The sequence below is a fragment of the Bartonella elizabethae F9251 = ATCC 49927 genome, assembly GCF_000518165.1.
Taxonomy (GTDB): Bacteria; Pseudomonadota; Alphaproteobacteria; order Rhizobiales; family Rhizobiaceae; genus Bartonella; species Bartonella elizabethae.
Genome location: NZ_JADB01000004.1, coordinates 77804 through 91468, shown reverse-complemented (window position 1 = coordinate 91468; position 13665 = coordinate 77804). Strand labels below are relative to the sequence as shown.

Sequence of the window (13665 nt, the reverse complement as noted above, 5' to 3'; positions counted from 1 at the left end):
GTAAAGAGCCTTACTCAATATTTATTATGCAAAATCAGTATGGCTTAACATTCTTTTATATTCATCATAAAACAAAGAGCTATAGAGGATACAGCTCAGACACGTACCCTCCATACATTGTTTTATCTATTCCCCATTGGACTTTGAATCAGTTTTATTCAAATTAGGACTCATTGTTGATGAAAGTTTTTTCTTTGCTTGCGGAGAATTTCGAAAATAAAAAAAGAAATCCTCATTTGGTGAAATCACCATCGGTATTCTCTCTAAATTCTTATACTGCTCCATCGCTAACCAAAAATCGTAAAAAGATGGATTAACTTCTCGCGCTTTGAGTAAAATGCGAATACTTTCAGCCTGTCCTTCACCGCGGGTAATTTCAGCATCACGCTTTGCAGCCGCCACAATTTCCTCATATTCACGATTTGCCTCTGCAACGATACGATCTCGTTCTTGTTGACCACGAGCGCGAATATTTTCTGCAACCGCTTCCCGCTCCGCAGCCATTTGCCGATAAACATCTTCGGAAACAGCATCAGTTAAATCTGTTTTCCGAATACGCACATCAACAATCTTAATACCCAGCGAACCTGCATCTATAGAAAATTGCTTTTGAACCTCAGCCATCATCGCACCTCGTTCATCCGATAAGGCTGCTTTAAATTCTCGCTTACCATAAACAGCCCGCAAAGCGTCAATAAAGCGTGGTGCGAGATTTTCACGTGCTGCAATTTGCGGGCGCCCTGAAGCAATACGCTGTAAAAACAATTTAGGATCTGTAATACGATAAATAAAGAACGCATCCACTTCATAATAAGCCCCCCCACGAACTTGCACAGATTGTGTAGGAACATCGTAACGCAACAGCCGATTATCCACCACAATCATCTTATCCACAAAAGGTATTTTTACATAAATTCCAGGATTAGATTCCACCTTAACAATCTGTCCAAAGCGCTTAATAGCAACTTGTTGACGAGGATAGACAATAAAAAATGACATCCACAACATGACCAAAAAAATTATTATGGTACTAAAAACAAACAAAAAACGAGACTGCTGCATGATTAACGTCCTCCAGAAATCTGAGTATCCAAGAGCGATGTAGAACGTGCTGATTTTATCTTTGTTTTTTCTGATAAATTATTATGCAGCAATTCATTCAAAGGAAGATAAGGCACCGCAGGAGAATTAATTTGATCGAGAAGCAATTTATTGGGGGAAGAAAAAATACGCCCCATCGTCTCCATATAAAGACGATAACGCGCAGCCTCTGGTGAAATTGCAGCCTCACGAGCTATGGCTTGGAAACGTTCAGCACGCCCTGTTGCCTCTTCAACCATTTGTGCTTTTTCACCTTTTGCGATTTCCCGTGTCCGTGAAGCTTCACCATTTGCTAAACCAATTTTTGTAAAACGCACACGATTTCCTTCTTCAATCATTCGTCCACGTTCTTGCTCAGCCTGCTGCACAGAATTAAACGCCGCAGCAACTTTGGTAGGAGGAGCAGCTTCACTAATCGATACACGGCTTATTTCGACTCCGAGTTGATATTTATCGACAGTCAACTGGGTAATCTTTCTCACATCGTTAGCAACTTCTTCTTTTTTATCACGTAAAACATCATCAACAGGTCTTGAGCCAATAACCTCTCGCATTGCACTTTCAGCGACCTGACGAACAGTTCCTTCTTGATCATTCACATTAAATAAAAATTGCCCTGGGTGTGAAATGCGATAGTAAACAGAAAAATTGACATTCACAATATTTTGATCACTCGACAGCATCAAACCTTCACTTTGTTGTCTCTGTCCAGGCTGCCCACCAATTGCAATTGTTTTTTCCGTTAAAGGAACTTTCATATAAGTCTCAATAGGCCAAAAATGAAAATGCAACCCATCACCGATAATTTCTTCCTTAGGCACACCGAAACGTAATTCTACGGCTTGCTCATTTTGTTGAACAATATAAAGTGACTGATAAAGAAAAATACACACAGCAAGCAGCAGGAACACGACAAAAACGCCCCCTCGACTAAATTGTTTAAACTGATCCTGTCCTTTACGCAAAATATCATCAAGATTGGGGCCATTTCCGCCACCATTATTGCCACCAGAACCAAACAGATTCTTAGCCGATGTTTTTTTATCACCACTGTTTTTATTTTTATCGCCACTCCACGGGCCACCACCATTTTGATTTGTCCAGGGCATTATCACCTCTTTAACTGACTACCATTCATTCAAATACCACCCCTTCACTTAAAGCCTATAGGGTTCCTCTTATCTCAATTACGCAATAGATAAACCCTTTCCACTTCATATGACAAAAAATTATTTCCGCTCATAAACAACAAAACGTGTCGGATGGCTATCTTTATCTCCTTTTGGAATATCTTGTGTTTGCACAATAGTCCACTTTTCTTTATCAAAAATAGGAAAAAAACGATCACCTTCTATAGAAGCTAAAACTTCTGTAAGGAATATTTTGTCAGCAAGACCAAATCCTTGTTGAAAAATTTCACCCCCACCAATAATAAAAATTTCCTCTACATTATTTTGAGAAGCAGCATTTGTTGCAAGAGAACATGCCTGTGATAAAGAATGCGCAACAACAGCCCCTTCAGCGCTAAAGGTACAATCGCGTGTAATGACGATATTTGTGCGCCCTGGTAAAGGTCTCCCGATAGAATCCCAAGTTTTTCGCCCCATTATAATAGGCTTAGCCAACGTCAACGCCTTAAAGCGTTGCAAATCTGTCGATAAATGCCACGGCATTGCACCTTCACGACCGATAACACCATTTTCTGCAACAGCAGCAATCAAACAAATGGAAATCTTCATATTGCTACCGGCGCTTTAATATGGGGGTGTGCTTCATAATTAAGCAATTCAAAATCCTCAAATTTAAAAGAAAAAAGATCTGTTACCGTTGGATTTATACGCATACAGGGCAAAGCATTTGGTATACGAGACAATTGATATTTTGCCTGTTCAAAATGATTAGAATAAAGATGCGCGTCGCCCAGCGTATGAATAAAATCACCAACTTTAAGACCACTGACTTGTGCAATCATCATCGTTAATAATGCATAGGACGCAATATTAAATGGAACCCCTAAGAAAATATCCGCCGAACGCTGGTAAAGTTGACAGGATAATTTACCCTCAGCAATGTAAAATTGAAAAAAACAATGACAAGGTGGCAGAGCCATCTCTTCTATCAATGCGGGATTCCATGCTGATACAATCAGGCGACGAGAATGAGGCGTCTCCTTAATCATCGTCAACAGATCACTGATTTGATCAATATGGCGTCCATCAGGAGCAGGCCAAGAGCGCCACTGATACCCATAAACAGGACCAAGATTTCCTTGTTTATCAGCCCATTCGTCCCAAATAGATACACCATGCTCCTTTAACCATGCAATATTTGTATCGCCTTTAAGAAACCATAAAAGCTCATAAATAATTGAACGTAAGTGTAATTTCTTTGTTGTCAACAATGGAAATCCTGCTTGTAAATCAAAGCGCATCTGATAGCCAAAAATAGATCGCGTCCCCACTCCTGTCCGATCTGTGCGATCAATACCCTGATTTAAAACATGCGATAAAAGAGCAAGATATGATTTCATAGAGCTATTATGTCCGATTCTTTTCATTATAGAAAATAAAAACTATAAATCCGAATAAACATAATTCAAATCTTTTTCCAAAAACATCTTACACAAGAAATTATCATGATCTGATTAAAATTTTGATGCAAAAGATAAAATACTATAGACAGCTTCTAAGAAAATAACATAGAGGGATAATGAACAAAGATGGATGAACGTAAAATGAAGGGATTGACTATGGAAAAACAAGAATCTTTAGCACCACATGATACAAGAAAACGTGTTCTTTCGATCATATCGAGTGCATCAGGGAATCTGGTAGAATGGTATGATTTTTATGTTTATTCTTTTACATCTATTTATTTTGCCTCACAGTTTTTTCCCTCCAATGGAGATGTTGTTACCGAACTTTTAAAATCTTCCTTCGTCTTTTTTATAGGCTTCCTCATGCGTCCAATTGGCGGTTGGCTCTTTGGATTTATTGCTGATCGTTATGGACGTAAACGCTCTTTGCTGATTTCTGTTTTTATGATGTGTGGTGGTTCGTTTCTCATCGCTCTTCTTCCTACATATGAAACGATTGGAGCAGTAGCACCAATTCTTCTTATTTTACTCCGCATGCTTCAAGGGCTCTCAGTCGGCGGTGAATACGGAACAACAGCGACTTATATGAGTGAAGTTGCTCTTAAAAAACGTCGTGGTTTCTTTAGCTCGTTTCAATATGCCACGCTCATTGGAGGTCAACTCCTTGCAAGTTTGGTTATGTTTATTCTCGCCCTCTATCTCACAGAAGATCAGTTAAAGGCATGGGGATGGCGTATTCCTTTTGCGATTGGTGGATGTGGCGCAATTGTTGCGATTTATCTGCGTCGTTCACTTCACGAAACAACCACTAAAGAAAGTCGCTCTAAAAAACAAGCTGGCAGTCTTAAAGAACTTCTACGCAATCACACAAAAGCGTTTCTTTTAGTTATCGGTTTTACAGCAGGAGGATCGCTGACATTTTATACCTGTACGACTTATATGCAAAAATATCTGATAACAACAACCGGATTTGATAAGCATACTGCGACAACAATAATGACTGCCGCACTATTTGTTTTTATGCTACTCCAACCGCTCTTTGGTTCTCTCGCAGATAAAATTGGCACAAAAGCTTCACTGCTTATTTGGAGTTCCTTATCTATCATCTTTACAATTCCTGCACTTAAAATTATTGGAAACACTAATGATATGTGGGTTGCTCTCTCTATTATTATTGGCATGCTTTGTATTATGAGCTTTTATACGTCCGTCTCTGGTATCGTAAAAGCAGAAATGTTTCCTGCTTCAATCCGAGCAATGGGGGTTGGTCTCTCTTATGCTATTGCTAACGCGCTATTTGGTGGTTCTGCTGAAGCTGTGGCGCTTGAATTTAAAAAAATCGGCTATGAATCTATATTCCACTTTTACATAGCCGGCATGATGATCATTGCCTTCATCGCAATTCTCTTAATGCCAGATGCTCGTAAGAAAGGGTATTTACAAGGAGATGATATTGATTAACTTTTGATCCTAACAAAAAAAGCCCAGTATTCTGGGCTTTTTTTATATCTGCTCTACGGGAATTTAAAACTTACACTTTTTTATTTTTATCCTTCTAAACACGCTAAAGAAAAAATTTTCTCTCCTCCCGCATGGGACCCTTATAAAAATAAATAGCTCCACACTGTTATGAAGAGATGTTTTTGGGACTGAATTTCGTTTACTGAAGACAAAAAACATTTAATTTATTTTAATACTTCTATTCTTCATCAAAGTCGAAGCTAAATAATTACCCTCCAAGAGGTTTTATCAATAATAAATGACACATTGTCTCATGCTTTTGTTTAATACATTCTTTTATGGTCGCCTACAAGCAAAACAAAGCCCCCATGAAAAATAGAAAATACCCATTATATTATGAACCTTCGCACTTTTTAAAGACACGTTTCTCAAATATACTCAAGTCCATTTCACGACACAATATCAAACCTATAAGCCCAAAACAGCATTCATCACTCTAGAAAAAATCTTACAGTGAGACTACTAAAATTTAAGTTGCAATATCATTCTTTTACCATTGTAAATTTTTAACCTCTCCATTAGCCTCTATAAAAGAATATAATTATGAAATAAAAGTAATAATTACAAACAGTATAAATTAAATTATAAGTCATAATATAATTTAATTTTATTTGCTTTATTTACATTTATATTAATATAAATATTGTTTATTATTTTTAATATGCAAAGAAAAACTCTTAAAAAAATAAAAATACAACAAATGATCTTAAAGTGTTTTCCTAAGAAATTATCATGATACAATTAAGTTTTTATGATACAGATCATCAATAACTTTGACGAGTATAAAAATTATCAATGTAAAAGGGGAAAACATCATGAATCACCAAATAACTTTAGATCCACATGATACAAGAAAACGTATTTTTGCTATCATATCCAGTGCCTCAGGAAATCTGGTAGAATGGTACGACTTTTATGCTTACTCCTTTGCATCGGTTTATTTTGCATCACAATTTTTTCCTAAAGATAATGATAACGTTACACAACTATTAAAAACTGCAGGAATATTTTTTATTGGCTTTCTTATGCGTCCTATTGGAGCATGGCTCTTTGGCTTCATTGCTGACCGCTATGGACGCAAACGTTCAATGCTGATTTCTGTTTTTATGATGTGTGGGGGATCTCTTCTCATTGCTATACTTCCCACTTACGAAACCTTGGGAATAACAGCAGCATTCCTGCTACTTTTAATCCGCATGTTTCAAGGGCTCTCCGTCGGTGGTGAATATGGTACAACAGCAACTTATATGAGTGAGGTTGCTCTTAAAAAGCATCGCGGATTCTTTGCATCTTTCCAATATGCCACACTCATTACGGGACAGCTTCTTGCGAGTTTCATTATCTTTATTCTAGCACTTTATTTCACTGAAGATCAGTTAAAAGCATGGGGCTGGCGTATTCCTTTTGTCATTGGTGGCTTTGGAGCAATGGTTGCAATGTATCTGCGCAGTTCGCTCCATGAAACAACGACAGAAGAAAGTCGCTCTAAACAACATGCTGGAAGTATTAGAGAACTTTTACGCAATCATACAAAAGCTTTCTTTTTAGTTATTGGCTTTACGGCAGGAGGATCGCTTACATTTTATACATACACCACTTACATGCAAAAATATCTGATCACCACCACCGGATTTGATAAACACACTGCGACGACAATAATGACTGCCGCACTCTTCATTTTTGTGTTACTCCAACCTCTCGTTGGTTCTCTAGCCGATAAAATTGGCACAAGGATTTTGCTCATTAGCTGGAGTGCCTTATCCATTATCTGCACAATTCCTGTCCTTAAAATGGTTGGCAATGCTCACAATGCATGGGCTGCGCTATTAATCATTATTGGAATGCTGTGTATTATGAGTCTCTACACCTCCATTGCTGGTATCATAAAAGCAGAATTATTCCCTGCTTCAATCCGAGCAATCGGTGTTGGACTTGCTTTTGCCATTGGGAATGCACTGTTTGGGGGCTCTGCGGAATATGTAGCGCTTGGATTAAAAAATATGGGATACGAATCTGTTTTCTTTTTTTACATAATTGGTATGATGATTATTGCACTTATCTCAATTCTTTTAATGCCAGATATAGACAAGGGGGGATATCTGAAAGACGATGAGATCCATTAAATTTTTACACACACTAAAAAGCCCAAGGACTTGGGCTTTTTATGAATGTTATAAAGTCTTAAAAACAACAGATATAAAACAATTCATTTTCGACCGTTTACCATACAGGAAAAACTCTTATGCTTCTTGCACAAGTTGAGGATCTATAAATCTATATTATTGAAATTTTTCAAAGATCTTTAATCACGAAGCGACAAAATCATAAAAAATTACACAACTTTTTTCACTGTTTAAATATCCTATAGGAAATTCTTAAACTAGTTATTTAAGAACTCTTTTTACCAACATTTCACCCCGCTTAAATCTCCTTTTCAATGTGCCCCCTTCCCCTTACATACGCTGTGATGCACTTTATCCTACAACGCAATAACACCCTCAAAAGGCTCACGCCTATATAAAAACAAACTCTCTTAAATAGCTTTCATAAGAAATTACTATGATATAATTAAATTTTAGTGATACAAATTATAAAACAAACTTAATAATAAAAAGATAAATTATAAATCTAAAAGGGGAACATTTCATGAAAAATGGAACAACTTCAGCATCACAGGATGCAAGAAAACGTATTTTTGCTATTATAGCAAGCGCATCGGGAAATCTCGTAGAATGGTATGATTTTTACGTTTATTCATTTGCATCAATTTATTTTGCCTCACAATTTTTTCCTTCAGATGGTGATGCGATTACGCCCCTGTTGAAAACTGCAGGTGTCTTTTTTATTGGCTTTCTTATGCGCCCTATTGGAGCTTGGTTTTTGGGATTTATCGCTGATCGTTATGGACGTAAATTCTCGATGCTTGTCTCCATTTTTATGATGTGTGGAGGTTCTTTTTTCATTGCCATCCTTCCCACCTATAAAACCTTGGGAATAACATCAGCAATCCTTTTACTTTTAGCTCGGATGATGCAAGGACTTTCAGCAGGTGGCGAATATGGTACAGCTGCCACTTATATAAGCGAAGTTTCCCTCAAAAAACATCGTGGGCTTTTTGCTTCTTTCCAATCTGGCACCCTTATTACAGGTCAACTTCTCGCTAGTTTTACTATATTTATTTTAGCAATTTATCTCACTGAAGATCAGTTAAAAGCATGGGGATGGCGTATTCCTTTTGTGATTGGTGGATTTGGAGCAATCGTTGTGATTTATCTGCGCCGTTCACTCCATGAAACAACCACAAAAGAAAGTCGCTCTCAAAAACACTCTGGGAGTCTTAAGGAACTTCTCACCAAACATACAAAAGCCGTTGTCGTAATTGCCTGCTTTGCATCAGGAGGATCACTCACATTTTATACCTTTACGACTTATATGCAGAAATATCTGATCACCACCACCGGCTTTGATAAACATACCGCAACAACGATAATGACAGCTGTACTATTTATTTTCATCCTGTTCCAACCCATAGCGGGAATCATCGCCGATAAAATTGGAACCAAAACTTTACTCATCATTTGGAGTATACTCTCTGTGCTCTTTACATTTCCTGGGCTCTGGATCATCGGTAACACCCATAGTATAGGGGTTGCATTATCTGTTATTATTGGCTTGCTCTTCATTATGAGCATGTATACATCTATCTCTGGTGTCGTAAAATCAGCCATGTTTCCCTCTTCTATACGTGCATTAGGCGTTAGCATCTCTCATGCTATTGGCAATGCTTTATTTGGTGGTTCTGCTGAATACGTCGCGTTTGGATTAAAAAAGGTTGGATATGAATCACTCTTTTATTTTTACATAACCATCGTAATGATTATGGCTTTCATTGCGCTTCTTTTTGTCCCGAGTATGCGTAAAGGAGGATACCTCCAAGAGGATGAAAAACGTTAACGCCTTCTATAAACGAAAAAGCCCAAGAAATTGGGCTTTTTTATCATTATCACAAATTTAATATTGTTTAAATTTTATCAAGTGCATTGAGTTGCTTAGCGACTAAATAATAAAAAGTTATACGACTTTTTCTACGCTCTCCAGCCATCATCTGAGCAACTTTTGAAACAGCCATTTTAGCATTCTTCTCATCAGCTTCTAAAACATCTTGGACCCATTTTTCAACGCGTTCTAACTCTTTTGGATCGGATGTTGCAACAAGCGCAGCATCCTGCTTTTTCATCACCAAAGCTAAACGATGGCTAAGTCGTTCGACTGCTGCTATATCGGGATTTGGATCATATACTTTAATATCTGCTAGATTATTTGTCATTTTGCATCATCTCCTCTTCAAAAATGAGCAACTATACTTTTATAGCCGCATCATATAGCTCCATAAATAATTAGAGGATTAAAAATATTAACAACCCCCCCTTTTCCTAAGACTGTTCTTCATCTATATTTAGAGAGCTGGCTTTCCAGCTATGGTAATAAATGGACGGTGAAATAAACCTATTGGACCCGGGGGCGGTACCCGGCGCCTCCACCAAAATATAAACCACCAAAATTATATTTTGGTGGGGGCGAAATAGGATCGACAAGGGTGTAAAGATCGCTCTTTTACTCGGCATTGTACCACCGTTATCGGGCTAAATGAGTAGTTGCAAATGACAACTATGCGGAAGCACGTCTCGCCGCTTAAGGTGGTGTGAATGTTTCAAACTGACTCTTAAACCGTCGCAGGTTTAAGCGGGGTTGGAAGGCACCTGGCAACAGAAGCCTTCACTTTTAAATGTTATTGATTGATCTTTCAGACATTATCAGACATTATTTTTTGTGTTTTTTTGATTCAATGAGGTACCTCGTAGACAAAATACTGCTGGTTTTTAATACATTCTCTTACACAAGATCAATACGGCCCATTCTGCTACGTGAAATAAAAGGAATAAACTTCGATGGTTAAAGATCAAATCCGTTACGATATTCTCGTTCAGGATGCGCTTCGTGGAGTTATCCGTAAAGTTTTATCAGAAGTTTCTAAAGCAGGACTTCCGGGAAATCATCATTTTTTTATAACTTTTTTTACAAATGCCCCAGGCGTTAAAATTTCTCCTCGGTTAAAAAATCGCTATCCTGAACAAATGACGATCGTCTTGCAACATCAGTTTAGAGATCTCAGTGTTTCAGAAACAGCCTTCGAAGTGACCCTCTCTTTCAGAGAAATTACCGAAAAACTCGTGATTCCTTTTACTTCTATTCAAGTCTTTTACGATCCTGTAGCAACCTTTGAAGCAGCATTTGATCTCCCCTCAAAACTTCCCGCTGTAGAAAGTGAAAATTCAGAAAATAGCTCTTCTACGCCTATCGTTCCATCAAACAAACAAAAAAAAGAAAATACGCTCATAAAAGAACAAAATCTCAGTGCCAATAAAGAACCTTCAAATAACGATACAAAACCAAGTGCTGATGTTGTCTCTTTAGATTCTTTTCGGAAAAAATAAATTTTTTATGACTGAACCGATAAATCTTCGCCAATTTCGAAAACAAAAAAAGCGTGCAGAAAAAGCTCTTCATGCTGCGGAAAATCGTTATCGTTTTGGACGGACAAAAACTGAAAAACTTTTCGAGCAACAAAAATCTTTCAAAACGCAAAAATTTCTTGATCAAAATCGTTTACAAAACGACGAATAAAGAGGGAAAAAATGAACGAAAGTGTTCGTATTGATTGGTCAAAAGTCATTCCGCAAAAAATATCTGTTCGCGTTGATGGACACGCAACAAGCGTCTCTTTAGAACCGCCATTTTTAGAAATTCTCAAAGATATAGCCCGCAAAAAAGGACAATCTTTAGCCTTCATTATCACTGATATTGATAGCCAAAGACCACAACAAGTCAATCTTTCAGCCTCGTTACGCGTTTACGCTCTTCAAAGTATTCTTACTCAACGTCTTTAAATACTTACTTTTGTTTTAACATCTCTCATTCAATTAAGACTTTTGTGGCTTTAAAAAAGTTTTTTAAACCTAGCACTTTAATGAAAAAAAGATTACAAAAAAGGTATAATGAATAATTTTTCCGATCACATACCTTTTTTTGAAGAAGATGACGCTCCAACCCATGATGAGAAAAACTCTGGGATTGCTTCCCATGTTCTAAAAAACAAACAATCATATAACATAGACTATTTAGAACAGCTCAACCCAGAACAGCAACAAGCTGTTATAAATACGGAGGGTCCTCTTTTAGTCCTTGCAGGTGCAGGTACTGGAAAAACACGCGTTTTAACAACCCGTATTTCTCATATTCTACGCTCTGGACTTGCCTCTCCTCAACAAATACTTGCTGTCACTTTTACCAACAAAGCAGCCCGTGAAATGAAAATACGTATTGGTGAACTCATTGGTGAAGTGGTAGAAGGAATGCCTTGGCTTGGAACTTTTCATTCCACTGGAGCTAAAATTTTACGCCGCCACGCAGAGCTTGTTGATTTAAAAAGAAATTTTACAATTCTCGATAGCGATGATGTTCTCCGACTTTTAAAACAGCTTATTCAAGCTGAAGGGTTAGACGACAAGCGCTGGCCCGCACGAAACCTTGCCATGATGATTGATTCTTGGAAAAATCAAGGGCTTTCACCAGAACATATCTCAAAAAGTGATTCGCATTCCTTTGGCAATGGCATGGGACGGGACCTTTATCACAGTTATCAAAATCGATTAAAAGACCTGAACGCTTGTGATTTTGGCGATCTTTTGCTTCATTCTATCTCTATCTTCCAACATAATCCAGATATTCTTCGCGAATATCATTCTCAATTTCGCTATATTCTTGTCGATGAATATCAAGATACAAATACAGCACAATATCTTTGGCTCCGCCTTTTGTCGCAACATCCTCAAGGTCATCATGTTAATCTTTGTTGTGTTGGCGATGATGACCAATCCATTTATGGATGGCGTGGTGCAAAAGTCGAAAACATATTACGATTTGAAAAAGATTTTCCTTCTGCCCAAATTATTCGTCTAGAACGCAATTACCGCTCAACATCTCATATTCTTAAAGCCGCCTCTCATCTGATTGCTCATAATGAAGAAAGACTGGGCAAAGTTCTTTTCTCTGCTCAAATAAAAAGTGAGGAAGAAAAAGTAAAAATTCATTCAGCATGGGATTCGGCAGAAGAAGCGCGAGCCATTGGAGAAGAAATCGAACGCGCTAAACTAAGCGGTCATGCCTTAAATCATATGGCTATTTTGGTACGCGCATCATTTCAAATGCGTGAATTTGAAGATCGCTTTGTAACGCTTGGTCTTAACTATCGCGTCATTGGTGGTCCTCGTTTTTATGAACGAATGGAAATACGTGATGCCATGGCTTATTTGCGCGTTGTTGTCCAACCGGCTGATGATTTAGCCTTTGAGCGTATTATCAATACCCCTAAACGCAGCATAGGCGATGCAACCTTGCGCATTCTTTATGAGAGTGCACGCGCACGTGCTGTTTCTCTCTTTTCTGCGGCCACTGACATCATTGAAACAGACGAGCTAAAGCCTAAGACACGCAGTGCTTTACGAAACCTTATTGAAAACTTCCACCGCTGGCAAAATATGCTGCAAGACACCCCCCACAGAGAACTTGCCGAGATCATTCTTGATGATTCTGGTTATACAACCATGTGGTTAGAAGACCGCTCACCAGAAGCGCCCACACGATTAGAGAACCTTAAAGAAATGATCCGTTCCATGGAACAATTTGAAAATCTTCAAAGCTTTTTAGAACATGTTGCACTGGTGATGGAAACGGAAAATAATGAGAACATGGATGCCGTCAACATCATGACACTTCATTCAGCCAAAGGACTTGAATTTGAAACCGTTTTTCTTCCAGGTTGGGAAGAAGGACTCTTTCCCCATCAGCGCTCCTTAGATGAAGGTGGACGTTCAGGATTAGAAGAAGAACGACGTCTTGCTTATGTAGGGCTTACAAGAGCAAAAAAATATCTGCATATATGGTTTGTATCCAACCGAAGAGTTCACGGACTTTGGCAATCAGCTCTTCCCTCCCGTTTTCTAGATGAACTACCAACAGAACATATAGAAGCCATAGCCATGGAAACATCTTATGGTGGTTATGGAAAATCCTCCTTTCAACATCACAATTGCTTCTATAATGACTATGCAACACCAAAACAAAAGCGTGTACAAAAAAACAAAAATATTGAAGGGAACGTTATCACTCAATCAATCTCTCACGCACCATCAGATTTTTCTATTAATGATCGAATTTTTCACATAAAATTTGGTTATGGTCATATTACCGCGATAGACGATCATAAATTGACAATCATGTTTGAAAAAGCTGGAGAAAAGCGTGTTCTAGATAATTTTGTAGACAAAGCTTAACGAAAGAAAACCACAATCCATTTTTTCAAAAGACCTCTTTATTTTATTTTGAAT

At 37.9% G+C, this 13665-nt stretch carries 12 protein-coding genes and 1 other RNA gene; 8 read left to right on the top strand and 5 right to left on the bottom strand.

All coding sequences use genetic code 11. The features are described 5' to 3' along the window. Positions 1–126: 126 nt before the first annotated feature. The 4 genes from hflC to T429_RS0105475 form a co-directional block, all read right to left on the bottom strand. Entirely contained in the window at positions 127–1062 is a 936-nt protein-coding gene (hflC, locus tag T429_RS0105490) for a protease modulator HflC (RefSeq protein WP_005773223.1), read from the bottom strand. Positions 1063–1064: 2 nt separating this feature from the next. Further along, complete coding sequence (gene hflK, locus T429_RS0105485) at positions 1065–2210, bottom strand: FtsH protease activity modulator HflK (RefSeq protein WP_005773222.1); 1146 nt, start codon at positions 2208–2210, stop codon at positions 1065–1067. Between the two features lie 120 nt (positions 2211–2330). Further along, entirely contained in the window at positions 2331–2840 is a 510-nt protein-coding gene (locus T429_RS0105480; RefSeq protein WP_005773221.1) for a dihydrofolate reductase, read from the bottom strand. Continuing rightward, positions 2837–3631 (bottom strand): thymidylate synthase, encoded by a 795-nt coding sequence (locus tag T429_RS0105475; RefSeq protein WP_005773220.1) that lies wholly within the window; start codon positions 3629–3631, stop codon positions 2837–2839. Before T429_RS0105475 ends, T429_RS0105480 begins: the two co-directional genes overlap by 4 nt. Before the next feature lie 219 nt (positions 3632–3850). Here T429_RS0105475 and T429_RS0105470 point away from each other — a divergent pair, with 219 nt between their 5' ends. The 3 genes from T429_RS0105470 to T429_RS0105460 all read left to right on the top strand — a co-directional run bounded on the left by T429_RS0105470 (position 3851) and on the right by T429_RS0105460 (position 9172). Then, on the top strand, positions 3851–5158 hold the full coding sequence (locus T429_RS0105470; protein WP_026500893.1) for an MFS family transporter: 1308 nt from the start codon (positions 3851–3853) through the stop codon (positions 5156–5158). Between the two features lie 875 nt (positions 5159–6033). Then, complete coding sequence (locus T429_RS0105465; protein ID WP_005773218.1) at positions 6034–7341, top strand: MFS family transporter; 1308 nt, start codon at positions 6034–6036, stop codon at positions 7339–7341. 523 nt (positions 7342–7864) lie between these two features. Next, complete coding sequence (locus T429_RS0105460; protein ID WP_005773217.1) at positions 7865–9172, top strand: MFS transporter; 1308 nt, start codon at positions 7865–7867, stop codon at positions 9170–9172. A 67-nt stretch (positions 9173–9239) separates the two neighbouring features. On the opposite strand, the gene T429_RS0105455 is transcribed toward T429_RS0105460, so the two are convergent. Further along, positions 9240–9545: a DUF2853 family protein gene (locus T429_RS0105455; RefSeq protein ID WP_005773215.1), complete on the bottom strand. Its 306-nt coding sequence runs from the start codon at positions 9543–9545 to the stop codon at positions 9240–9242. Positions 9546–9642: 97 nt separating this feature from the next. Here T429_RS0105455 and ssrA point away from each other — a divergent pair. The 5 genes from ssrA (at position 9643) to T429_RS0105435 (ending at position 13611) form a co-directional block, all read left to right on the top strand. After that, positions 9643–9999: a transfer-messenger RNA gene (gene ssrA, locus T429_RS10345) on the top strand. Positions 10000–10167: 168 nt separating this feature from the next. Continuing rightward, a complete protein-coding gene (locus T429_RS0105450) occupies positions 10168–10713 on the top strand; it encodes an SspB family protein (protein ID WP_005775199.1) in 546 nt (181 codons plus the stop codon). A 7-nt stretch (positions 10714–10720) separates the two neighbouring features. Continuing rightward, positions 10721–10903 carry a DUF4169 family protein gene (locus tag T429_RS0105445; RefSeq protein ID WP_005773213.1) on the top strand — a complete coding sequence of 61 codons (183 nt, stop codon included), beginning with the start codon at positions 10721–10723 and terminating at the stop codon, positions 10901–10903. A gap of 11 nt (positions 10904–10914) precedes the next feature. Further along, entirely contained in the window at positions 10915–11166 is a 252-nt protein-coding gene (locus T429_RS0105440) for a ribbon-helix-helix domain-containing protein (RefSeq protein WP_005773212.1), read from the top strand. A gap of 108 nt (positions 11167–11274) precedes the next feature. Beyond that, the gene (locus T429_RS0105435; RefSeq protein ID WP_005773211.1) at positions 11275–13611 is read left to right on the top strand and encodes an ATP-dependent helicase; all 2337 of its coding nucleotides are present in this window, start codon (positions 11275–11277) and stop codon (positions 13609–13611) included. Positions 13612–13665: the final 54 nt, after the last annotated feature.

Excerpts from the sequence above, each read along its gene's own strand:
- T429_RS0105455 (WP_005773215.1), bottom strand. The coding sequence starts at position 9,545 with ATGACAAATAATCTAGCAGATATTAAAGTATATGATCCAAATCCCGAT.
- T429_RS0105465 (WP_005773218.1), top strand. The coding sequence starts at position 6,034 with ATGAATCACCAAATAACTTTAGATCCACATGATACAAGAAAACGTATT.
- T429_RS0105480 (WP_005773221.1), bottom strand. The coding sequence starts at position 2,840 with ATGAAGATTTCCATTTGTTTGATTGCTGCTGTTGCAGAAAATGGTGTT.
- hflK (WP_005773222.1), bottom strand. The coding sequence starts at position 2,210 with ATGCCCTGGACAAATCAAAATGGTGGTGGCCCGTGGAGTGGCGATAAA.
- T429_RS0105445 (WP_005773213.1), top strand. The coding sequence starts at position 10,721 with ATGACTGAACCGATAAATCTTCGCCAATTTCGAAAACAAAAAAAGCGT.
- T429_RS0105475 (WP_005773220.1), bottom strand. The coding sequence starts at position 3,631 with ATGAAATCATATCTTGCTCTTTTATCGCATGTTTTAAATCAGGGTATT.
- T429_RS0105460 (WP_005773217.1), top strand. The coding sequence starts at position 7,865 with ATGAAAAATGGAACAACTTCAGCATCACAGGATGCAAGAAAACGTATT.
- T429_RS0105470 (WP_026500893.1), top strand. The coding sequence starts at position 3,851 with ATGGAAAAACAAGAATCTTTAGCACCACATGATACAAGAAAACGTGTT.
- T429_RS0105435 (WP_005773211.1), top strand. The coding sequence starts at position 11,275 with ATGAATAATTTTTCCGATCACATACCTTTTTTTGAAGAAGATGACGCT.
- hflC (WP_005773223.1), bottom strand. The coding sequence starts at position 1,062 with ATGCAGCAGTCTCGTTTTTTGTTTGTTTTTAGTACCATAATAATTTTT.
- T429_RS0105440 (WP_005773212.1), top strand. The coding sequence starts at position 10,915 with ATGAACGAAAGTGTTCGTATTGATTGGTCAAAAGTCATTCCGCAAAAA.
- T429_RS0105450 (WP_005775199.1), top strand. The coding sequence starts at position 10,168 with ATGGTTAAAGATCAAATCCGTTACGATATTCTCGTTCAGGATGCGCTT.